The organism is Actinoplanes sp. NPDC051513, assembly GCF_044454685.1.
In the GTDB taxonomy this organism is placed as follows: Bacteria; Actinomycetota; Actinomycetes; order Mycobacteriales; family Micromonosporaceae; genus Actinoplanes.
Map to the genome: position 1 here is coordinate 221834 of NZ_JBITDW010000003.1, position 22379 is coordinate 244212.

The 22379-nt window shown below is 70.3% G+C and carries 21 protein-coding genes; 11 read left to right on the plus strand and 10 right to left on the minus strand.

Annotation, left to right across the window (positions count from 1 at the left end):
• The first annotated feature begins 13 nt into the window (after positions 1–13).
• Positions 14–907 carry an NUDIX hydrolase gene (locus ACIA5D_RS11060; RefSeq protein ID WP_396029703.1) on the plus strand — a complete coding sequence of 298 codons (894 nt, stop codon included), beginning with the start codon at positions 14–16 and terminating at the stop codon, positions 905–907.
• 201 nt (positions 908–1108) lie between these two features.
• A complete protein-coding gene (locus ACIA5D_RS11065) occupies positions 1109–2062 on the plus strand; it encodes a CDP-alcohol phosphatidyltransferase family protein (protein WP_396029704.1) in 954 nt (317 codons plus the stop codon).
• 60 nt (positions 2063–2122) lie between these two features.
• Here ACIA5D_RS11065 and ACIA5D_RS11070 read toward each other — a convergent pair whose 3' ends face one another.
• A complete protein-coding gene (locus ACIA5D_RS11070; RefSeq protein WP_396029705.1) occupies positions 2123–2869 on the minus strand; it encodes an SDR family NAD(P)-dependent oxidoreductase in 747 nt (248 codons plus the stop codon).
• 85 nt (positions 2870–2954) lie between these two features.
• Here ACIA5D_RS11070 and ACIA5D_RS11075 point away from each other — a divergent pair, with 85 nt between their 5' ends.
• On the plus strand, positions 2955–3803 hold the full coding sequence (locus ACIA5D_RS11075) for a helix-turn-helix transcriptional regulator (protein WP_396029706.1): 849 nt from the start codon (positions 2955–2957) through the stop codon (positions 3801–3803).
• On the opposite strand, the gene ACIA5D_RS11080 is transcribed toward ACIA5D_RS11075, so the two are convergent.
• From ACIA5D_RS11080 to ACIA5D_RS11090, 3 genes are read right to left on the minus strand one after another with little or no spacing between them, the layout of a single operon-like run.
• Complete coding sequence (locus ACIA5D_RS11080) at positions 3784–5028, minus strand: phosphatidylserine decarboxylase (RefSeq protein ID WP_396029707.1); 1245 nt, start codon at positions 5026–5028, stop codon at positions 3784–3786. The genes ACIA5D_RS11075 and ACIA5D_RS11080 overlap by 20 nt on opposite strands.
• A gap of 38 nt (positions 5029–5066) precedes the next feature.
• The gene (locus ACIA5D_RS11085; RefSeq protein ID WP_396029708.1) at positions 5067–5426 is read right to left on the minus strand and encodes a phage holin family protein; all 360 of its coding nucleotides are present in this window, start codon (positions 5424–5426) and stop codon (positions 5067–5069) included.
• On the minus strand, positions 5423–6808 hold the full coding sequence (locus ACIA5D_RS11090) for a PspC domain-containing protein (protein WP_396029709.1): 1386 nt from the start codon (positions 6806–6808) through the stop codon (positions 5423–5425). Before ACIA5D_RS11090 ends, ACIA5D_RS11085 begins: the two co-directional genes overlap by 4 nt.
• A gap of 153 nt (positions 6809–6961) precedes the next feature.
• On the opposite strand from ACIA5D_RS11090, the gene ACIA5D_RS11095 reads away from it, so the two are divergent.
• The 7 genes from ACIA5D_RS11095 (at position 6962) to ACIA5D_RS11125 (ending at position 14677) form a co-directional block, all read left to right on the plus strand.
• On the plus strand, positions 6962–8224 hold the full coding sequence (locus ACIA5D_RS11095) for a PspC domain-containing protein (protein ID WP_396030341.1): 1263 nt from the start codon (positions 6962–6964) through the stop codon (positions 8222–8224).
• Entirely contained in the window at positions 8221–8877 is a 657-nt protein-coding gene (locus ACIA5D_RS11100; RefSeq protein WP_396029710.1) for a response regulator, read from the plus strand. The genes ACIA5D_RS11095 and ACIA5D_RS11100 overlap by 4 nt, the downstream gene beginning before the upstream one ends.
• Before the next feature lie 183 nt (positions 8878–9060).
• Entirely contained in the window at positions 9061–10695 is a 1635-nt protein-coding gene (locus ACIA5D_RS11105) for an ABC transporter substrate-binding protein (RefSeq protein ID WP_396029711.1), read from the plus strand.
• A 94-nt stretch (positions 10696–10789) separates the two neighbouring features.
• Positions 10790–11716, plus strand: a complete 927-nt coding sequence (locus ACIA5D_RS11110) for an ABC transporter permease (RefSeq protein WP_396029712.1) — start codon at positions 10790–10792, stop codon at positions 11714–11716.
• Position 11717: 1 nt separating this feature from the next.
• Complete coding sequence (locus tag ACIA5D_RS11115; RefSeq protein ID WP_396030342.1) at positions 11718–12635, plus strand: ABC transporter permease; 918 nt, start codon at positions 11718–11720, stop codon at positions 12633–12635.
• A 25-nt stretch (positions 12636–12660) separates the two neighbouring features.
• Positions 12661–13668, plus strand: coding sequence for an ABC transporter ATP-binding protein (locus tag ACIA5D_RS11120; protein WP_396030343.1), 1008 nt, complete (start codon positions 12661–12663; stop codon positions 13666–13668).
• Position 13669: 1 nt separating this feature from the next.
• Entirely contained in the window at positions 13670–14677 is a 1008-nt protein-coding gene (locus ACIA5D_RS11125; protein ID WP_396030344.1) for an ABC transporter ATP-binding protein, read from the plus strand.
• A gap of 93 nt (positions 14678–14770) precedes the next feature.
• Here ACIA5D_RS11125 and ACIA5D_RS11130 read toward each other — a convergent pair whose 3' ends face one another.
• From ACIA5D_RS11130 to ACIA5D_RS11145, 4 genes are all read right to left on the minus strand, one after another.
• Positions 14771–15133, minus strand: a complete 363-nt coding sequence (locus ACIA5D_RS11130) for a nuclear transport factor 2 family protein (RefSeq protein ID WP_396029713.1) — start codon at positions 15131–15133, stop codon at positions 14771–14773.
• A gap of 277 nt (positions 15134–15410) precedes the next feature.
• Complete coding sequence (locus ACIA5D_RS11135) at positions 15411–15701, minus strand: chorismate mutase (protein ID WP_396029714.1); 291 nt, start codon at positions 15699–15701, stop codon at positions 15411–15413.
• 415 nt (positions 15702–16116) lie between these two features.
• Entirely contained in the window at positions 16117–17436 is a 1320-nt protein-coding gene (locus ACIA5D_RS11140) for an FtsX-like permease family protein (RefSeq protein ID WP_396029715.1), read from the minus strand.
• Positions 17433–18173 (minus strand): ABC transporter ATP-binding protein, encoded by a 741-nt coding sequence (locus tag ACIA5D_RS11145; RefSeq protein WP_396029716.1) that lies wholly within the window; start codon positions 18171–18173, stop codon positions 17433–17435. Before ACIA5D_RS11145 ends, ACIA5D_RS11140 begins: the two co-directional genes overlap by 4 nt.
• Positions 18174–18298: 125 nt before the next feature.
• Here ACIA5D_RS11145 and ACIA5D_RS11150 point away from each other — a divergent pair, with 125 nt between their 5' ends.
• A complete protein-coding gene (locus ACIA5D_RS11150; protein WP_396029717.1) occupies positions 18299–19195 on the plus strand; it encodes a TetR/AcrR family transcriptional regulator C-terminal domain-containing protein in 897 nt (298 codons plus the stop codon).
• 27 nt (positions 19196–19222) lie between these two features.
• Here ACIA5D_RS11150 and ACIA5D_RS11155 read toward each other — a convergent pair whose 3' ends face one another.
• Positions 19223–21070, minus strand: a complete 1848-nt coding sequence (locus ACIA5D_RS11155; protein WP_396029718.1) for a bifunctional metallophosphatase/5'-nucleotidase — start codon at positions 21068–21070, stop codon at positions 19223–19225.
• A gap of 66 nt (positions 21071–21136) precedes the next feature.
• The gene (locus ACIA5D_RS11160; protein ID WP_396029719.1) at positions 21137–22330 is read right to left on the minus strand and encodes a hypothetical protein; all 1194 of its coding nucleotides are present in this window, start codon (positions 22328–22330) and stop codon (positions 21137–21139) included.
• Between the last annotated feature and the right edge of the window lie 49 nt (positions 22331–22379).

Genomic DNA, 22379 nt, shown 5'->3' on the forward strand with positions numbered 1-22379 from the left:
CTAACCTGATCGCGTGAAGATCAGACGGGTGGGGGCCTACGGCATCTGTCGCGACGGGTCCGGGCGGGTGCTGCTCGCCCGGAACTCCTCGGCCAGCGAGTTCCCCGGTCTGTGGACCCTGCCCGGCGGCGGCGTCGAGCAGGGCGAGCATCCCGACGACGCGGTGGTGCGCGAGTTCGCCGAGGAGACCGGCCTCGAGGTGCGCCGCGACGCCCTGCGCGCGGTCACGGCCGACGTCTTCCGCCTGCCGGGCGGCGACCTCGAGCACACCGATCGGATCATCTACGACGTGACGGTCGTGGGCGGCGCCCTGCGCGCCGAGGCGGACGGCACGACCGACCTGGTCGAGTGGGCCACGCCCGCCGAGCTGCCGCTGATGCCGTTCACGGCCGCTCAGCTCGGACTCCCGGCCGATTTTCCGAACATTCCCGAAAAATCCGAGGAAATCTTCCGGCCGGAGCGGGTGCAGCGCTTCGGGGCGTACGCGGCCGCGACCGACCCGGACGGCCGGATCCTGCTCGCCAGGATCGCCGAGGGTTATCCCGGGGCCGGCCTCTGGCACCTGCCCGGCGGCGGCACCGACCACGGCGAGACCCCCGAGCAGGCGCTCGCCCGGGAGCTGTTCGAGGAGACGTCGCAACACGGCCGGGTGACAGGTCTGCTGGGCATCTCGCATCGATACGACCCCACGGCCGTGGGACCGGAGGGCGTCCCGATCGATTGGCACGTCATCCGGGTGCTGTTCCGGGTACTGGTGGACGTGCCGACAGAACCCCTGGTGACCGAGGCGGCCGGGGGCTCCACCGCCGCGGCGGCGTGGTTCGCCAGGGCCGCGGTCGACGGTCTGGCGCTCACCGAGCTGGCCCGCGACGCCGTAGACCGAATCGATGGGGAACGGGCGAGTTAAAATCCTCACAGGGAGAGGGAAGAAGCACCCGATCCCACTCACGCGCACGTATTTGAGGGCGCCGTCCGATCTCTCGCCAAGGTCGTCCGGCTGTGCAATGGTGTAACCCCCGCATTTCCGGTGACGGAGCGTGCGGCGGGTTAGGGGGCCACAACCCACCGCAATCGTGCAGGTGGCATACCGATCCCATGGAGGAAACACGTGCCGAGAACCCCTTGGCGCCGGCGTCGTACGACAGATAGTCCCCGTCCCGCCGGACGCCGTTGGGCAGGCCGTTTACGCCGCGGCGGCACCCTGGCCCGCCAGGCCCTGCTGGTGCGGGTGGGCCGCCGATCCGGAGACTCGGGTCGCGCCGCCACCGCCACCAGGGCAGAGGTCATCTACACCGGCCCCGACCCCGCTCAGACCCCCGCGCTGCTCGCCCTTCCCCCGGCCCCGGTGGAGCCCGGCGAGCCGGTCGCCACGACGGTCCCGCTGCTTCCCGGCGCCCAGACCGCGTCCCGCCGCCTGCGCTTCGCGCTGGTCAACGCCTGCACCCTGGCCAGCCTGAGCCTGGGCCTGCTGGCCATCTTCCTGGCCATGCAGGGCGACGTGCGCCCCGCGGCGGCCTGCCTGGTCGCGTGCGTGGCCTTCGACGGCATCGACGGCGCCCTGGCGCGCAAGCTCGGGGTGGCGAGCCCCTTCGGCGCCCAGATGGACTCCCTGGCCGACATGTGCTCCTTCGGCTTGGCCGCGCCGGTGGTCGTCTACGCGTCGCTGGCGCACACCGTGCCCACCGCCGCGGCGGCGGTGGCCTGCGTGCTGGTGGCCGGTTGCGCCGCCATCCGGCTGGCCAGGTTCAACGTCTCCCCGAAGGACGGCAAGTTCTTCTGCGGGGTCCCCACCACGATGGCGGCGGCCGTCCTGGCGGTCACGGTGCTGATCGACCTGCCCCTGCCGGGCACCGTCCTGCTGGGCGGCGTCGCGGTCCTGGCCTTCGCCATGGTCTCGAGCTTCCCGTACGCGAAACTGGCCCGCCTCGTGAAGCTTCCCCCGTGGGTCTGGCTGCTCCCCGCGGTGGGCGCCCTGGTCGACCCGCGGCTGACGTTCGCGGCGGTGGTCATGGCCTACCTGCTGAGCGGCCCGGTCATGTGGGCCCGCGCCAGGCGCGTCTAGCCAGCCGGCTTCCGAAATGGCCGCCCTTCCCGGGCGGCCATTTTCTGTTCGATACAGGCCCTAAGCCCGGGCCCCGCCGTCGACGCGCAGCACCACCCCGGTCACGAACGACGCCCGCTCGCTCAGCAGCCACGCCGCGGCCTCCGCGATCTCCTCGGGCGCGGCCTGCCGCCCGAGCGGCGTGAGCGCCACCAGCCGCTCCACCAGACCGGGTGACGACGCCTCCCAGGTCGAGATCATCTCCGTCCGCGTGTTCCCCGGGGCGATCGCGTTGACCCGGATCCCCTGCGGGCCGTACGTGATGGCGGCCGACTCGGTCAGACTGTTGACCGCGCGCTTCATGGCGCCGTAAGCGGGCAGCTGAGGGTTCCCGGCCAGGCTGCCCACGCTGGAGTTGTTGACGATCGCCGTCGCGCCCGCCTCGATCTGCGCGACCATCGCGACCCACACCCCGCGCAGGTTCACCTCGTAGAGCCGGTCGAAGTCGCCCAGCGAGACCTCACCGACGGGCCCCGGCGGCGTGATCGTCGCCCCGTTGTTGAACGCCACATCGAGCCGCCCGAACAGCGAGACCGCCCGCGACACGGCGGCCCGCACGCTGGACGGATCCGCAAGATCGCACAACACGTACTCGGCCGTGCCGCCCGCCGACCGGATCTGGCTGGTCACCGCCTCGAGCTGCTCCTCGGTCCGCGCCGTCAACAGCACCCGCGCCCCTTCGCGGGCGAAGAGCCGGGCCGCGGCCGCGCCGATGCCCCGCCCGGCGCCACTGACGAACGCGACCTTGTTCTCCAGCAGAAATGTCATGTGGCCAGCCTCCGGCCATCCCCGGCCGCCATCCAGGCACCGCCGGTACCTGGGTAACCGGCCCGGACCGGCGGACACTGGAAGCGTGGATCGACAAGAGCTGGCCGCTTTCCTGCGCACCCGCCGCGAGCGCATCAGCCCCGCCGACGTGGGCCTCCCCGCCGGCCCGCGCCGCCGCACCCCGGGCCTGCGTCGCGAGGAGGTGGCCCATCTGGCCCACATGTCGACCGAGTACTACACCCGCCTGGAGCAGGCGAGAGCCCCGCACCCGTCCCGCGAGGTCCTGGCGGGCCTGGCGCGGGCGCTGCGCCTCTCCGACGCCGAGCGTGACCATCTGCATCACCTGGCCGGGGCGCCGCCCGCGCCACCCGGCCCGTCACGCCGGGTGAGGCAGAGCATCCTCGATCTGATCCACCGCCTGCCCGATGCCGCCGCCACGGTGATCTCCGCAGGCTTCGAGGTGATCGCCTGGAACGACCTGGCGGCGGCCCTCATGGAAGACTTCTCCGCCGTCGATCGCCGCGATCGCAGCCTGATCCGCCGCGTCTTCCTGGGCCCCGACACGGGTGGCCGCCGGCTGTACGGCGTCTCGGACGCCGACGAGTTCGCCCGCAACGCCACCCAGCGTCTGCGCGCCGTCTCGGCCCGCTACCCGGACGACCCCGAGATCGCGGAGCTGATCCGCGACCTGCGAAACGGCAGCGCCCAGTTCCGCGACCTGTGGGCGTCGCACGACGTGGAGGCCGAGCCGACCCTCCGCAAGACCTTCCACCACCCGGTCGTCGGCCCCATCACCGTCAACTGCGACGTGCTGGACATTTCCGACCGCGACCAGCGCCTGATCATCTACACGGCGGCGCCCGGCTCCGAGGAGGCCCTGAGGCTGCTGTCGGTGATCGGCACCCAGCGGATGACTAGCGCCAACGAGCGATGACCGAGGCGCCGCCCACGACCTTCTCGTTGACCGCGACCAGCGGCTCGGCCTTGTCGGCCGGCAGGTAGACGTCGGTCCGCGACCCGAACCGGATCAAGCCCATGCGCTCCCCGCGCGCCATCAGCGTCCCCACCGGCGCCCGCTGCACGATCCGCCGCGCGATCAGGCCCGTCCGCTGCGCGACCACCACCGGGCCGTGCGCCGTGTCGAGCACCGTGTACGCCGCCACGTTGTGCTCGGCCGCCGCGGTCATCGCGTTCGCGTACCCGCCGTCCTCGACGAAGTAGTCGGCGACCCGCCCCGCCACCGGCACCCGGTTGACGTGCACGTCCAGCACCGACAGGAACACCGCGATCCGCAGGAACTCCGTGTCCCCGAACCGGGAGTCGGTCATGTGCTCGACCGACAGCACCTTGCCGTCCGCGGCCGCCACGATCGCCGCCGGGTCGGTGGGCGCCTCGCGTTCCGGGTCGCGGAAGAACGCCGCCACCGGCGCCGCCGCGAGAGCCGGGATCAGCCACAGCTTCGACTTGGGCCGGGCGCTGCGGGCCAGCGCCGCGAGGCCGAGCGCGATGCCGGCGGCCGCCACCCCGTTGGAGTCGATGTGCATCGTCCGGGTGACCGGCACGCTGGACGGCCGGTACGCGGGGGCCAGCGTCGCCGCGACCCTGGGGTCGGCCGCCGTGAACCGCAGCTTGTGCACCCGCAGCGGCGGCGAGTTGCGCACCACCAGGTCGGACCCGACCCCGAACAGGGCGCCTTGCCGGAACAGCTCGGCCGCGGCGCCGCCGGTACGTCCCGGCGTCGCGGGCGTCGCGAGCGTGACCACGGCCCCCTCGTTCAGGTACTTCCCGAGGCGGTCGAGCAGCCCTCGCACCTCCTGAGCGGTGCCGCTGACCGGCTCGCCCACGATCACCACGTCGGCGGGGGACGCCTCGTCGAGCGTGTCGACCACCTTCACCCGGTCGGCGATCCAGCTGCCCAGGCCGGCGATGTGGTCGCGGAGCAGGTCGGCGGTGCTGCGCTCGCCGGCGACGAGGGTGAGCTGGTCGCCCGGGAGGAGCGCCTCGACCGCGGCCGCCACCACGAGCGACGCGTGATCGGCGCCGACGACCAGCGCCGAGGTGGCCGCGTTGTGCCGGGCGAACTCGGCGGTCAGGGCGCGGGCGGCCGTGCTGCCGATGCCGACGATGGGTGCCTTGGACACGGTGGGGTACGGCGTCATGAGGCCGAGCATATTGCCTGGCCTCATGACCTTTGCCGTCAGTCCTGCTGAGGCTTGTCTTTCTCGGCCTCGTCCTGATCTTTGCGGAAGCGCTCGGAGGGCTCCTCGAGGAGCTCCCGCACGATCGAGGCGTGCACCTCGGGCGGCAGGTCGCCGGGGATCTCGGGCTCGGTGACGGCCGGCTGTGCGACCGTCGCCGGCTGCGGGGCCGGGGCGCGGCCGGAGCGGATCGCCCCGAACAGCCCGACCACGCCGAACATGATCAGACCGCCCGCCACCAGCCAGCCCACGGCCGGCAGGTGGATGGTGACCACCCGGGAGAGCGCCCACCACAGCGCGACCAGCAGGAAGATCAGCCCGAAGCTCAGGGAAACCCCGTCGGTGCGGTGCGGCTTCATCGGATGACCTCCACGTTGCCGGTGTCCATCTGCAGGTCGAGCTTGAGGGTGCCGCCGCCGGCGCCGTCGGTGCCGAGGTCGGTCGCCGACTCGTTGCTGACGCTCTTGTCGGTGTACTCCTTGCCGAAGATCACGGCCCGGCCCGTGTCGAGCGACAGGGTGGTGGTCGTGTCGACGGTGGGCGGGAGCAGGACCCGCAGCTGACCGAACTTCATGGTCAGGGTCGTGACGGTCTGCTGGTCGGTGAAGGCGACGTCGCGCAGGTCGAGCGTGGCGTTGCCGGCGGTGAAGTCGTACCGGTCGGCGATCTCGGCGACGGTGCGCGGGTGGTACACGCTGTTGCCGACCTCGCCGCCCCATCGCTCGACGCCGGTGGAGATCCCGAGGCCGATCGCGACGAGGATGGCCAGCGCGATCAACCCGCGGGCCCGGCCGAGCCACGCGCCGACGATCAGGCCGAGCGCGATCGTGACCAGGGCGGCCGCGAAGTAGGCGGAGACCGCGATGCTGGCGCCGGCCATGTCGATCACGGCCATCAGGCCGATCACCATGATCACCGCGAAGAACGTGAGGCGGCCGAGCTTCGAGCGCTCACGCGGCGGCTTCGGCGGCCGGGGCGGGCGCGGCTGCGGCGGCTGCGGCGGCTGGTAGGCCGGCGGGGTGCTGGCCCAGGGGCCGTGCGGGGCGAACGGCGGGCGGTACCCGGTGGCCGGCGGCGCGAACGGCGGCTGCGCGAAAGGCGGCTGCGGCGGCAGGGGAGCCGTCACCGGTTCCGCGGCCGGTGCGGCCGCGGGCGGCGGGGTGAACGCCGCGGTCGGCGGAACATCCGCCGGCGGCGGGAAACCGGCCGGTGGGGGAAATGTCGCATCCGGCGCAGGGGGCGTGTTCCCCGAGCTTCCCCCGTTGCTGCGCTTGATCAGCAGGACCGCGCCCACGATGACGGCCGCGGCGAGCAGGCTGGCCCGCATGCCGTCGTGGACGATGAACCCGAAGGAGACCACCGCCGCGGCGCCGAGCAGCACCACCGACAGCGGCGCCATTCCCGAGCGGCCCTTGCCCAGCAGCGACTCGATCGGCGAGGCCGAGTCGCCCTCGGCCGGGAGGATCAGCCACCCGATCAGGTAGAGAAGGACGCCGACGCCGCTGAGAATGCCCAGGACGGCGACGAGCACCCGCCACAGCACCGGGTCGGTGTTGGTGGCGCGGGCCAGCGCCGCGCAGACACCGGCGACGTAGCGGCCCTGCCGGGGGCGTACGAGATGCTCGCGGGTGAAGGACGGACCCGGCGAGAAGGGTGGCGGCGGGGGCGGGGGAGCGGTCGTGCCCGACGAAGGCGAGGCGCCGGGCGGAGTGGAAGCGGTGGTATCGGCTTCGTCGGTCATGCCATCGATCCTGTCCTGGATGCGGCCTGAGATGCTTCCGGCGACGACCCTGAGGCCACCCTGAGATCCTGGACGCCGGATACCGGGGGACATTCCCCGTGGCCCGCGGCGGCGCAACGTGTGACGATCGGATGACGACACCGAGGAGGAGTCATCACCACCGCCGTCACACCACCCACACGCCGCCTGTACCGGCCACGCGACCACCGGATCATCGCCGGGGTCGCCGCCGGCCTGGCGGAGCATCTGGGTGTCCCGCTGCTGGCGGTCCGCATCGCTCTGGTCGTGCTCCTCGGGTTCAGCGGCCTCGGCCTGCTTCTCTATGCCGCCTTCTGGGCCGTCCTGCCGCAACAGGTTCCCACCGGTCAGCCGGCGGCGCGACGCGATCTGGCCACGCTGCTGCCGTTCGCGGCGATCGGCCTGGGCGTGGTGCTGCTGCAGGCCCTGGTCTTCAAAAACAGTGTGGCCGGCACGGTCGGCTGGCTGATCGCGGTGGTCGCGGTCGGCGCCGGCATCATCTGGCACCAGTCCGACCCGTCCCGCCGCGGTCACTGGGTGGGCAACAACCTGCCACAGACGCCCTGGCTGGCCGCCGTGGTGGCCGAGAGCGACCGGCGCTTCTTCCTGTTCCGCTTCGTGGGCGGCGGCGTGCTGGTGGCCACCGGCATCATCGGCGTCGTCGCCGTGTACGCCCCGGCCGGCTCCCTCTCCTCGGTGGTCAACGGCGTGATCTTCGCGCTGGTCGGCCTGCTCGGCGTCGGGGTGGTGGCCGCGCCGCTGCTCTGGCGCATGTTCAACCAGCTGCGCGCCGAGCGCGAGGGCCGTATCCGCGAGCAGGAACGCGCCGAGGTCGCCGCGATGATCCACGACCAGGTGCTGCACACTCTGGCCCTGATCCAGCGCAACTCGGCCGACATCAAAGAGGTGCAGCGGCTGGCCCGCGGCCAGGAGCGGTCGTTGCGCAACTGGCTCTACAAGCCGGCCGCCTCGCCGACCGAGCGCTTCGCGGCCGCCCTCGAGCAGGCCGCCGCCGAGGTCGAGGACACGTACGCGATCAGCGTGGAAACCGTCGTGGTCGGCGACGCCGAGTGCGACGAGCGGGTGGCCGCGCTGGTCGCGGCGGCCCGCGAGGCCCTGGTCAACGCCGCACGGCACGCCGGCGTCCAGACCGTCTCGCTGTACGCCGAAGTCGAGGCCGACGAGCTCAGCGTCTTCGTCCGCGACCGCGGCGCCGGTTTCGACCTGGACGGCGTGGAAGATTCGCGCCACGGCGTCCGAGGGTCGATCATCGGGCGGATGAAGCGACACGGCGGGCGCGCCGAGATCCGCAGCGCGTCCGGCGAGGGCACGGAGGTCCGCCTCATGCTGCCCGTCACCCGAGAAAGCATGACGGCAGGGAAGGAGTCGGCACGATGACCGATACCGAGGGCGGCCGTCTCAAGGTCTTCCTGGTCGACGACCACGCGATGTTCCGGGCCGGCGTGCGCTCCGAGCTGGGCGCCCACGTCGACGTGATCGGCGAGGCGAGCACGGTGGCCGAGGCGGTCAGCAAGATCGCCGCCAGCGAGCCAGATGTTGTGCTGCTCGACGTGCACATGCCGGACGGCGGCGGCCGGGCCGTGCTCGACGCGATGCGCCGCAGCCACCCGCACGTGCGCTTCCTGGCCTTGTCGGTGTCCGACGCCGCCGAGGACGTGATCGGCCTGATCCGGGCCGGCGCCCGGGGCTACGTCACCAAGACCATCTCGCCCGACGAGCTGGCGGCCGCGATCAGGCGGGTCGCCGACGGCGACGCGGTCTTCAGCCCGCGGCTGGCCGGTTTCGTGCTCGACGCGTTCGCCTCCCGGCCCGACGTGCCGGTCGCCGACCCCGAGCTCGACCAGCTCACCAACCGCGAGCGCGAGGTGTTGCGCCTGCTCGCGCGGGGTTACGCGTACAAGGAGATCGCCAAGGAGCTGTACATCTCGATCAAGACGGTCGAGACCCACGTCTCCAACGTCCTGCGCAAGCTCCAAATGAGCAACCGTTACGAATTGTCACGATGGGCGGCCGATCGCCGCCTGGTCTGACGCTGCGTCGCAGGGTGTGTACTGAAGGGAATAATCGCAGCTCAAGGCACTGGTTGAGGATGCCAAATCGGCCTGTGGCTAGTATCGGCTTGGTAACGGGACCTATGGCTTCCGTTTCGCTGTGTCACAGTTGCTCGCGACTCACACGACCCCCGTGAGCGCCCTGAAGGAGGCATCCTCCACATGCGTGGGAATGGCCCATGGAAGATGGCGGCCGGAGTGGCCGCCATCGCCTTGTTGGCGGCCGGCTGCTCCAGCGGCTCCTCGGACGACGACGAGACCCTGTCGAACACGATCAGCATCGGTATCGTCGAGCCCGAAAGCCTGGTTCCGACCAACACGACGGAATCCAACGGCTCGCAGGTGCTGTCGTCGTTGTTCTACCCGCTCGTCCGCTTCGACGAGAAGTCCAACCCGTACGTGGTGGCCGCCGAGTCGATCACCCACGACAAGGCCAACAAGGTCTGGACGATCAAGCTGCGTCCCGGGTTCACCTTCAGCAACGGCGAACCGGTCATCGCAGACAACTACATCGACGCCTGGAACTACGGCGCGTACGGCCCGAACGGCCAGCTCGCCTCGTACTTCTTCAGCCGCATCAACGGCTACGCGCAGATGCAGTCGGTCGACCCGGACGGCAGCGGACCGGAGAAGGCCCCCGAGCCGAAGGCGAAGAAGCTCACCGGGCTCAAGAAGGTCAACAACACGACCTTCACGGTGACGCTCTCGGCCGGCTTCGCGGGCTGGGAGTCGGTGATGGGCTACGACGCGTTCTACCCGCTGCCCAAGGCCGCGTTCACGCCGGACGGCGCGCTCGCCGAGGGCTTCGGCGACGCCCCGATCGGCAACGGGCCCTTCAAGATCAAGGGCAAGTGGCAGCACGACTCGCAGATCCAGGTCGAGAAGGTCGTCGACTTCAAGGGCACGATCCCCAAGGTCGACGGCATCACCTGGAAGATCTACCAGGACCTCGGCGCGCAGTACGCCGACCTGGTCGCCGGCAACCTCGACGTCGAGACGAAGATCCCGATCGAGAGCCTCGCGTCCGCCTCCGGCGACCTCGGCGACCGGCTCCAGAAGAGCCCCAGCTCCTCCTTCACGTTCGTCGGCTTCCCGATCTACGAGAAGGAGTTCCAGAACAAGGACGTCCGGATCGCGCTCTCCATGGCGATCGACCGTCAGGAGATGGCCGAGCAGATCTTCCTGGGCTCGGAGACTCCCGCCACGTCCTTCGTCTCCCCGGTCGTCGCCGGTTACCGGGCGAACACCTGCGGTGAGAACTGCGTGTACAACCCGACCAAGGCCAAGCAGCTCTACACGCAGGCCGGCGGCCCGTCGGACATCAAGATCTCGTACAACCAGGACGGCGGCCACAAGGCCTGGGTCGACGCCATGTGCAACCAGATCAAGTCGTCGCTCGGCGTCAACTGCACCGGCGTCGCCGAGCCGAAGTTCGCCGACCTGCTCAAGAAGGTCGAGAAGAAGGAGCAGGTCGGCCTCATCCGCCTCGGCTGGCTGATGGACTACCCGCTGATGGAGAACTACCTCGGCCCGCTGTACACGACCGACGGCTCCTCGAACTACTACGGGTACAGCAACCCGGCGTTCGACAGCTTGGTCCGCGAGGGCTCGGAGGCGCCGACCGTGGCCGCGGCCCAGAAGGACTGGCAGGACGCCGAGGACATCCTGGTGCAGGACATGCCGGTGCTTCCGCTGCGGTTCGGCCAGAACGTCTTCGGCCACTCCGAGAAGGTCGCCAACGTGTCCATGGACCTGTTCCAGAAGGTCGACATCTACAAGATCGAAGTTGCGGACTAGCCTCACTTCTGACCGCTCGAACGGTGGTGGCGTCACGGTCGATCTGAAACCGTGGCGCCACCGCTTTTTTCCCTGGCACAAAAGGCCTCACTGAATGTTCCGCTTCATCGTGCGGCGCCTGCTGCAGATGGTCCTCACCTTCTTCGGCGCCACCTTCGTCGTGTACGCGCTGATGTTCGCGGTGCAGGACGACCCCATCCAGGCGCTGGTCGGAGAACGCCCCATCACCGACAGCCAACGGACCGCCCTCACCGCCCGCTACCACCTGGACGACAGCTTCCTGCAGCAGTACTGGTACTACGTCAAGGGCCTGCTCACCGGCGACCTCGGCCGGTCCCTGACCGGTCGCAAGATCACCGAGATGCTCGCCGACGCGTGGCCGGTCACGCTGCGGCTCTCGCTGCTGGCGATCGTCATCGCGGCCACCGTCGCGATCGTCGCCGGCGTCGTCTCGGGCATCAGGCGCGGCAGCATCTTCGACAACACCACCCTGTTCCTCACGCTGGTCGTGCTGGCGATGCCGATCGTCGTGCTCGCGCCGCTGGCCCAGCTGGTGTTCGGCATCAAGCTCGGCTGGTTCCCGGCCACGGCCGGCCGGGACGCGTCGCTCTGGCAGCTGCTGTTACCCGCGGCCGTGCTGGGCAGCCTGGTCGTCGCCACCGAGCTGCGGGTGACCCGGGCGTCGGTGGCGGAAAATCTGCGCGCCGACTACGTGCGTACCGCCCGGGCCAAGGGCCTCACCGGCAAGCGGGTGATCGGCGTGCACGTCCTGCGCAACTCGCTCATCCCGGTGATCACCCTGATCGGCGTCGACATCGGCGCCCTGATGTCCGGCGCGATCATCACCGAGAAGGTCTTCAACATCCCCGGGGTGGGCTTCAACCTCTGGCGTGGCATCCGCACCGAGGACGGCCCGCTGGTGGTCGGCTTCGTCAGCGTTCTGGTGATCGTCTTCCTGGTCGTGAACCTGATCGTCGACCTGCTCTACGCCGCCCTCGACCCCAGGATCCGCTATGAGTGACATGAACGCCCTGACCACCGAGACGCCGGTCCTGCAGCCCGCGCCGGCCGGGTCCGGTGGCAGGGCTCGGAGCCTGGCCGCCGACGCCTGGCACGACCTGCGGCGCAGCAAGATCTTCTGGGCCGCGCTGGTGATCATCGCGGCGGTCCTGCTGATGGCGGCCTGGCCGTCGCTGTTCACCTCGGCCGACCCGCACGACTGCGTGCTCGGCCGCAAACACGCCGGCCCGACCGGCAGCGCGATCTTCGGCTACGACTTCCAGGGTTGCGACGTCTACGCCAAGACCGTCTACGGCGCCCGCTATTCGATCGTCGTGGGCGTCTTCTCCACGCTGATCGCCGGCGTCATCGGTCTGACGGTGGGCCTCGCGGCCGGCTTCTTCGGCGGCTGGCTGGACGCGCTGCTGTCCCGCTTCGTCGACGTCATGCTCGGCATCCCCTTCCTGCTCGGCGCGATCGTGCTGGCCAAGCGCCTGTCCTCCGACCCGCAGAGCAACGGCGTGCTCGCGGTGATCGTCACCCTGGGCGTGCTGGGCTGGACGACCGCGGCCCGGGTCATGCGCTCCTCGGTGCTGCAGGCGAAGAACCAGGACTACGTGGCCGCGGCCCGGATGCTCGGCGCCGGCTCGGCCCGGCTGATCTTCCGGCACATCCTGCCGAACTCGATGGCGCCCTACGTCGTGGTGCTGACCATCCTGCTCGGCATCAACATCGCCAGCGAGGCCACGCTCTCGTTCCTCGGCATCGGCCTCAAGGGCGACGCGGTGAGCTGGGGCATCTCGATCTCCGAGGCGACCGGGTACGTCCGCGTCGCGGCCGGCCCGCTCATCTGGCCGTCGGTGTTCCTGGCCGCGACCGTGCTGGCCTTCATCATGCTCGGCGACGCCGTCCGCGACGCCTTCGACCCGAAGCTGCGGTGACGACGTGACCAACATTCAGGCGCAGATGGACGTGCTGCCCGGCCTCGACCCGCATGCTCCGCTGCTGCACGTCGACGACCTGCACGTCGAGTTCCGCACCCGCGACGGCGTGGCCAAGGCGGTCAACGGCGCCGGCTTCTACCTGAACCCGGGCGAGACCCTCGCGCTGCTCGGGGAGTCGGGCTGCGGCAAGTCGGTCACCGCGCAGGCGGTCATGGGCATCCTGGACACCCCGCCCGCGCACATCACCGGCGGCCAGGTCCTCTACCGCGGCGTCGACCTGCTGAAGCTCAGCGAAGAAGACCGCCGCAAGGTGCGGGCGAACCGCATCGCGATGATCTTCCAGGACGCGCTGTCCGCGCTGAACCCGGTCTACTCGGTCGGCTTCCAGCTCGCCGAGCTGTTCCGCAAACACCGCGGCATGTCCCGCAAGGACGCCAAGCAGCGCGCGATCGAGCTGCTCGACCAGGTGCACATCCCCGCCGCTCGCGAGCGCATCAACGACTACCCGCACCAGTTCTCCGGCGGCATGCGGCAGCGCGTCATGATTGCCATGGCGCTGGCGCTCGATCCCGAGGTGCTGATCGCGGACGAGCCCACCACCGCGCTCGACGTCACGGTCCAGGCGCAGATCATGGGCCTGCTTGCCGAGCTCCAGCACCAGCGCAACATGGGCCTGATCCTGATCACCCACGACATGGGGGTGGTGGCCGACGTCGCCGATCGGATCTCGGTCATGTATGCCGGGAAGGTCGTGGAGGAGGCGCCGGTCCACGACATCTACGCGCGCCCCGCTCACCCGTACACGAAAGCGCTGTTGGAATCGATCCCGCGGCTGGACCTCAAGGGACAGCAGCTCAACGTCATTCGCGGCCTGCCGCCGGCGCTCACCGACATCCCGGTCGGCTGCGCGTTCAACCCGCGCTGCGGCTACGCCCGCCCGGTCTGCAAGCAGGACGAGCCCCCCGCGTACCGGATAGCCCAGCACCGCATCGCCCGCTGCCACTTCATCCGGGAGGTCCTCGGTGTCTGACGTGTCCGACCTCGTGCTCGAGACCCGCAACCTGGTCAAGCACTTCCCGATCACGCAGGGCATCGTCTTCAAGAGCAAGGTCGGCGCGGTCCGCGCGGTCGACGGCGTCGACATCCAGCTGCGCCGCGGCGAGACGCTCGGCATCGTCGGCGAGTCGGGCTGCGGCAAGTCGACCTTGGCCAAGCTGCTGGTCGGCCTCGAGAAGCCGACCTCCGGCGAGGTCATGGTGCGCGGCGAGAACATGGTCAAGCTGTCCGGTCACGCCCTGCGCCGGGCGCGCCGCAACATCCAGATGGTGCTGCAGGACCCGTACACGTCGCTCAACCCCCGCATGACGGTCGGCGACATCATCGGCGAGCCGTTCGAGATCCACCCCGACGCGGTCCCGCGCGAGGGCCGCTCGCGCGCCGTCCAGGAGCTGCTCGATCTGGTCGGCCTCAACCCCGACCACATCAACCGCTATCCCCACCAGTTCTCCGGCGGCCAGCGCCAGCGCATCGGCATCGCCCGCGCCCTGGCCCTGCGCCCCGAGATCATCGTCTGCGACGAGCCGGTGTCCGCCCTGGACGTCTCGATCCAGGCCCAGGTGATCAACCTGCTCGAGCGCCTGCAGCGCGAGCTGGGACTCTCCTACATCTTCATCGCGCACGATCTCTCGGTGGTCCGCCACATCTCCGACCGGGTCGCCGTGATGTACCTCGGCAAAATCGTGGAAACCGGCTACCACATGGCCATCTACGAGCAGCCCACCCACCCGTACACGCAGGCGCTGCTCTCCGCCGTGCCCGTCCCCGACCCACGCCTACGCGGCCGCCGCGACCACATCGTCCTCGAGGGCGACGTGCCGTCTCCGGCCGATCCGCCGTCGGGTTGCCGCTTCCGCACGCGCTGCTGGAAGGCCCAGCCCTACTGCGCCGACCACGAGCCGCTGCTGCAGATCCGCCAGCGTTCGACCCACCCTTCGGCGTGCCATTACGCCGAAGTCCGCGACGTCATTCATCGATACTAAAAGGCCTTTTATCGTACGAGTCGGGAAAAGCCCCCTTGGCGGGGCCTCGGCTGAGTGCAACACCGGGCCGTCCGCCATCGACCGGCCATGTGGTCAGGCCGGGTCCAGCGAGCTGAACTGGATGCCGGCCAGCCGCCAGCCTTCGGGCCCTTCGACCCAGGTCTGGCTCACCCGAGCGCTCAGGTCCATCTCCGCGCCGCGCCAGGTGGCCCTGCTCCGCTGCGCGCATCGCAGAATCGCCGCGCGATCGTAGTGGCGGACGTCGACCTCGCTGACCTCGACCGTCAGATACGCAAACTCGGCGTGCCGGTCGATCCACTGCTGCTTGTCGAGGACGAAGCCGCGCTCCCCGATCGAGCGGAAGTCGTCCGCCAGCAACTCGCCCAGGCGTGCGGTGTCGGCGTGCAAATCGGCCTCGGTGAAGGCCCGCTGCAACTCCAGGATGTCGCTCGTCACGCGCTTCCGCCTCCCGACGCCGATCGCCACGGCCCAACCGGACCGCCCGGTCATGTTACCGCGTCGACCTGGCCCTGCCTGTCGCGCCCGCTCGCCCATCGCGTCCGTTCCGCCTGCGACGCTTTGCCCGGGATCTGGGGATTCTCCGTTGGCATTGCGCAGCTTGGACGCACTCTCTGCCGGAAAAGTGGGAAATGTCGGCGCGCTAGGCGGCCGACCTCGAAGCGCGGGCTCTCCGCTCAGGCTTCGGGACGCCGGGTGGGTCCGGCGGCGTCGGTCAGAGGGGGCCGCGGCCGGCGCGGAGGATCATCAGGGCGATCTGGGTGCCGTCGGGGCCCAGGGCGGCGCGGAAGCGGTCGACGATCTCGCGCTCGCGCGACAGGACCAGGCGGGTGCCGCCGCTGGCCATGCGGGTCTTGCCGACCGTCTGGGAGAGGCGGGCCCGCTCCAGCCACAGGTCGATGATGGCCTGATCGATCTCGTCGATGCGCTCGCGCATGGCGCGGATCTCGTCGGCGGCCAGGGGCTCGCCCGCGCCGGTCGTCTGGTCCACCAAGTCGGCGGTCATGTCGTGCTCCTCGGGTGCTCGCGCCCCGGTCGACCCGGCCCGGGCAGCATCAAGCCCCGGGCGGTGAAGCCCGGGGCTTGATGTAGGTCTGTCGTTCAGACGCAGCCTACGGTCGCCGGACTTCCGGTGCCGTAGTAAAAAAATCGCGCCTGCTGGATCACGAGCCGAGTATGCCCCCGTCGGGAACCGAACCGCAAGGAATCGGTCCGATCCGTGAGACGCCATTGATCAGCGCCCGCGAGCCCTGCCCGCTACGAGCTTGCCGCAACGAGCCCGCCCGCCACGAGCCCGCCCTCCCGAGGGGGAGCCCCCGTTCGTCATTATCGCGGAAAAGGGCGCGTGATCGTGTTGGCGTCCGGGCTGGCCTGTGGATAAGTGGCCGTTGTGGAAAACGCCCGCGTCGTCGGTTCATGAGCTAAGCGGTGCGGACGGCGTCGGTGGCGGGGCCCTGGATCGTGCGGCGGGTGGCGCCGATCATGGCTGCTGCCGTGAGGGCTGCCGCGATCACCAGGATCAGGGCGTAGGCGGTGGGGCTGTCATCTGGCCAGATGCGGTCGGCGCGGGCCGAGCCGAACGGCAGGATCGTGAACATCGCGGCCGCGGTGCCACCAAGGGCGCCGGTCACCGTGACCAGGAAGCCCTCCAGGGCGACCATTGCCAGCAGCTGGCCTCGGGTGGCGCCGGCCAGGCGCTGCTGGGCGAACTCCTGGCGGCGGCGGACCGTGGCGGCGATCAGGGTGTTGATCAGCATGATCGCGACGAACAGGGTGATCATGCCGACCACCACGTAGTTGAGGGTCTTGACGTCCTGGGCGTAGTCGGGCTCGAGCCGGCCCGCCGAAGCCTTGTTCTCGATCGCCTGCATGTAGACCGTGCCGGTCGCGACGCCCGTGAAGATCAGGACGGGCATCACGGCGCCGGCCAGCTGGCGCGCCCGGGAGTGCACGGTCAGCACCGCCAGCTCGCCGGCGATGCCCAGCGCCCGGACCGGTCGGCCCAGCACCGCGGTGACCAGGCGCAGCAGCTCGGGAGCGAGCAGCGCCAGGCCGATCGCCGCCCAGATGCCGGCCTGCCCGGCGGTCTGCATGGCGTCGATGCCCTTGCCGTCCATCAGCGTCGCCGTGAGCACCGCGCAGTTCGCGCCGATGGCCAGGAACAGGATCGCGGCGATGCGTCGCAGGCGAGGGCGGGCCGGACGCGCGCCGGGCGATGCCGCGGTGCGGCGGGCGGTGGCGATGCCGGCGATGACCGAGCCGAGCAGGGTGACGCCGAAGCCGGCGCCGAACGCGATCGGGCCGAACACGTAGTCGACCGACGGGGCGGCCTGGCCGGTGTTGCGCAGCAGCTCCAGCAGGACGCGACCGAGCGCCAGGCCGAAGGGGATCGCGACCGTCGCGGCGATCACGGCGACGGCCGCGGCCTCGCCGACGATCATGCGGCGGAGCTGTCGCCCGGTGGCGCCGACCCGGCGGAGCAGGGTGATCTGGTCGGCGCGCTGGCGGACGGCCAGGCTCAGCGTCGAGGTGACCGCGAAGGCGACGATGACCAGGCACCAGCCGCCGCCGACGCTCGCGGTGGTGCTCAGTGACTCGGCGCTCGCCGCGTCGGCCGCCTGGGCGGTGTCGAGCAGCGACGCGAAGGCCATCAGCAGCGTCGCGCCCAGGAACGCGGTGAGGAACGTGGCGACGAAGCCGCCCGGACGATGGCGCAGGTTGCGCAGGGCCACGGAGATCATGCCGCGGCTCCGATCCCGCGGATCTCACCCAGGTGCGCGAGGCGCTCGGCGACGGCGTCGGCGGTGGGTGCGGTGAGGGAGCCGGCCAGGCGGCCGTCGGCCAGGAAGAGCACCGAGTCCGCGTACGCCGACGCGACCGGATCGTGCGTCACCATGACGACGGTGCCGCCGTGCTCGTGCACCACCGACCGGAGCAGGGACAGCACCTCGCGCGCGCTGCGCATGTCGAGCGCGCCGGTCGGCTCGTCGGCGAAGATGACGGCCGGCTCGGTGACCAGCGCGCGGGCCACGGCGACCCGCTGGCGCTGGCCGCCGGAGAGCTTCTCGGGACTGGCGTCGAGGCGGTCGCCGAGGCCCAGCCGCTCGAGCACCGACCGGACGTGGCGGCGGTCGGCGCGACGGCCGGCCAGGCGCAGCGGGAGCACCACGTTCTGCTCGACGGTCAGCGAGGGGAGCAGGTTGTAGTCCTGGAAGACGAAGCCGACCCGCAGGCGGCGGAACTTCGTCATGGCGGTGTCGTCGGTGGCGGTGAGCTCGGTCTCGCCGATGAACACCCGGCCGGCGCTGGGCCGGTCGAGCCCGGCGGCGCATTGCAGCAGCGTGCTCTTGCCGGAGCCGGATGGGCCCATCACCGCGGTGAAGCTGCCGGCGGCGAAGGACGCGGTGACCCCGTCGAGCGCGGTGACGGTGTCGTCGTACGTCTTGTAGAGCGATTCCAGGCGGACCGCGTCAATCATGATCTCTATCCTCCCGTGCGTGTTTGGTACACCGTACAAATGCACTAGTAGGTTGGTCGGTAGTGCTAGCCCCCCTCTTTTCGGTAGGGGTCTACAGTGGGTGCACTAGTGCACTGGAGGCGGCGATGGGTGTTCCGGCGTACCGGAAGATCGCGGACCGGATCGCGGCGCGTATCGCGAGCGGGGAGCTCGCGCCGGGGGAGCGGATCCCGTCGACGCGGCAGATCATGGCCGAGCACGGGGTCGCGATGGCGACCGCCACCCGGGTCATCAACGCGCTGCGCGAGCAGGGGCTGGTGCGGGCGCGGCCGGGGCTGGGGACCGTGGTGGCGGGGGAGGCGGACGAGGCCGCGCCCGATCGGGATCGCGTGGTGCGCACGGCCATCGCCATCGCGGACGCCGAGGGGCTGGCCGGACTGTCGATGCGGCGGCTCGCGGGGGAGCTGGGCATGCCGACGATGTCGGTCTATCGGCACGTCGCCGACAAGGAAGAGCTCGTCCTGCTGATGATGGACGAGGCGATGGGCGCGACCCCGCCGCCGAGCCTCGACCCGGCCGTCGTGGGATGGCGCGCCTGCCTCGAGGCGCTAGCCCGGCTGCAGTGGGACATGTACCGGCGGCACAAGTGGCTCGCGCAGGCCGTCTCGTTCACCCGGCCGCTGCTGGCGCCGAACGCGATGGCACACACCGAATGGGCGATGCGCGCGCTCGACGCGTACGGAATGAAACCGTCCTTGCAGTTTGTCGCCGCCGCGATGGTCGCCAATTACGTGCGGGGGACGGCCGTCAACCTCGAGGAGGAGGCGCAGGCCGAGCAGGAGACCGGCATGGACGACGCCGCGTGGATGCGCGCCCGCTTCGATCAGCTCGAGGCCGTGCTGGCCACCGGGCGGCTGCCGATGATCGCCCGGTTCATCGCCTCCGACGAGCGCTTCGACCTGGACCTGCTGCTCGAGTTCGGGCTGCAGCGGCTGTTGGACGGGCTGGAGCCGCTGGTCGGCGCAAGGCCCGCCGGAGCGTGACGCTCCGGCGGGCCTTGTCTACATTGGTCAGGCGATGGTGCTGATGCGGTTGGCCGGGCCGGGGGCGACCGGCGAGTTGACGCCGAGGTATGCGGTCAGCGCGTCGACGTCGAAGCCGGGCGCTGTGGTGCGGCCGGTGCCGCCGGTGAGGAGCGTGAAGCCGTCGCCGCCGTTGGCCAGGAAGTCGTTGGTGGTGACCCGGTAGGTGGCGGCGGGGTCGATCGGCGTGCCGTTCAGCGCGAGGTTGCTGATCTTCGAGCCGAGCGCGGCCGAGGCGCTCCAGGTGTAGGTGAGGCCGTTGGACACCTGGAGGATCTTCGTCGAGGTTTGTCCCTGATAGCCGACGAACTGCTGCTCGAGGACGTCCTTGATCTGGGCGCCGGTGAGCGTCTGGGTGACGACCAGGTTGTTGAACGGCTGGACGGTGAACGCCTCGCCGTAGGTGACCTGGCCGATCGCCTCGCCGCCCGCGGAGGCCTCGGCGTCGAAGTCGGAGCGGATGCCGCCCGGGTTCATCAGCGCGAGCTGAGCGCCGTCGCCGGTCGTGCGGGCCAGCTGGGCGTCGGCGATCACGTCACCGAGCGGGGACTCGCCGGCCGGGGTGTTCGTCCGGGTGATGTCGCCGGTGATGCTGCCCACGACCTTGTTGGCGATCGGGGCGACCGCCGTGCGGTACTTGTCGGCGATCTTCTTGGCGCCCTGGTCGACCGTCTCCGGGTTCTTCAGGAACACGCCGGACGCGTCCCGCTTCCAGCCGCCCGCGCCGTCCGGGACGCCGTTCTCGACGATCACGTTGCGCGCGGTGATCTCACTGAACCGGCCGCTGCGCTTGTCGATCGAGTAGTCGATGTCGGTGATCAGCTGGCCGTTGGTGCCGGCGCTGGTGACCACCGAGGTGCCCTTGGTGTTCGGCAGCGAGCATGAGTAGAAGCGGTGCGTGTGGCCGGACACGACCAGGCCGATCTCGGGGTTGAGCCCCTTGACGATGTTGACGATCGGTCCCGAGAAGTTGAAGCAGTCGGACACGCCCGGGGTCGGCGTGGCCGAGCCCTGCGCACCGCCCTCGTGCACCAGCAGAACCTGCGCCTTGACGCCGAACAGCTTGAGCACGTTGCTCCACTTGTTCGCCGTCTCGACCTCGTCGGCGAAGTGCACGTTCTTGATGCCGGCCGGGTTCACGATGCCGGCCGTGCCCTCGAGCGTCATGCCGATGAAGCCGACCGGCACGCCGCCGACGATCTTGATGTCGATCGGCGGGAGGATCGGCAGGCCGGTCTTGTTGTTGATCGTGTTCGCGGCCAGGTACTTGAACTTCGCGCCCCGGAACGGGTCGCCGTCCTGGCAGCCGTCGACCGGGTGGCAGCCGCCGCGCTGCATGCGGATCAGCTCGTCCACGCCCTCGTCGAACTCGTGGTTGCCCACCGAGCTGACCTGCAGGCCGACCTCGTTCATCAGCTCGATCGTCGGCTCGTCGTGGAACGCGGCGCTGACCAGCGGGGTCGCGCCGATCAGGTCGCCGGCGCCGACGGTGAGCGTCTGGCGGCCCTGCGAATTCGCCTCGGCGCGCAGCTTCTTGAGGTACGTGGCCAGGTACTCGACGCCGCCGGCAGGGGTCGAGGTGCCCGACGCGTTCACGACCGCGCCGCTGCCCCCGGGCGGGTCGATCGCGCCGTGGAAGTCGTTGTAGCTCAGGAACTGGCCCTTGACCATGCTGTTCTGGCCACCGTGGTTCGTCTGGTGAGAGACGGTGACCGGCTTGAACTCCGACGGCGGGCCGGCTGGGGCGATGGCCGGCCGGGCCGCGGGCAGCGTGGTGACAACGGCAAGGGCAAGAGCGGGTGCGGCGAGGTGGCGCAGCACTCGGCGTCCGTCCATGATGTTCGGTCTCCCGATCAAGTTGAGGTTCCCGACAGCCTGCTGCATAGACGCAGGTGAGCGCTACTACCGGCGGGTGACAACTAGATTGCTTATCCAATCGACGCAGGCCGCGTCGACCTTTCTGAATGGCACGCCGAACACGCTGCGGGCGGCCATATCGAGCGAATTCCCCAGCCGCAGCTTAAGCCGGACAAACTCCATGGCCCGAGCTTCTCCGAACTTCGTGACCAGGCAATCCACCGCGAAATGGCCCTGCGCGTAGAAGGCGGAGACTTCCTTTTCGCCCGCCCCGTCCCGAAGCGGCGGCAGGTTCAGCCGGGCGGTCCGGCGCAAGGCCTCTTTGCTGTACGTGTCGACGGCGCGCCGCGGCTGCATGCCGATGTACTCGGCCACCCCTTCGACCAGCCACATATCCTCGTGTTTGGTCTGAACGCCGCTGATTGTCGCCACGTGTCCCAACTCGTGCTGGATGACCTCTCTCAAGGCCGTTGGGCTGGTCAGGCGACTGGGGTTGACAACGACATCGGCGCCGGCCTGACCGAGGGGCTGCATATAGCCGACCGCCCAGGTGGTGGCCTTTCCGCCGTACCAGGTTCGCCACAGCTTGTCGGTGGCCAGGAAGACGCGGTATCTCGGTTGGCGGTTGTCGGCGTACGCGGCGAATCTGTCATCGACGGCCGCCGCCTGATCGGCCAGCGCGACCACTTCCTCGAGCCGGTTCTTCAGCGCCTTGGGAGCGCCGACCGTGACGCGTTTGCCCCGGGCGAAGACGAGGTCGCCCTGCTCCCACGGAGTGGGTTGCAGGGCGGTGGGTTCGGCGGGGTTGGCCAGCGCGGTGATCTGACCATTCTTGACGATCGGCCGCTGGGCTATCCGGGGCGAGTCCTCGGGACATTCCGGCCCGGCGAAGCAGTAGGTGAGCTCCACGTCGCCGTCTTCCGCGACGCGGTAGTCCACTGTGGCGTTCAGCGCGCGCAGCGCACGGAAAAGGTTTTGATATCGCTGGCGCAGCGCCGGCGCGACGGGCGCCAGCCAACCGCTCAGATCGCCGCGGTTGAGCGCACCGGCCTGCTTGTTCAGCAGCTGCTGAGCCGAGTCCTTCTTCGGCGCGGGCGCGGGCGCCGCCACGGCCGGGATCACCCGGACGGATTCGTCCTTCCCGGTGACGATCCCGCCGATCGAGACGGCCACGACGAAGGCCAGGATCGTTCCACCGACGTGCCGCGCCCGGTAGTGCGGCCCCGTGAAGTCCCGCACCGCGCCTCCTCGGCCGGACCGCCGTTGTGGGCCGATTGAAACAGACGCT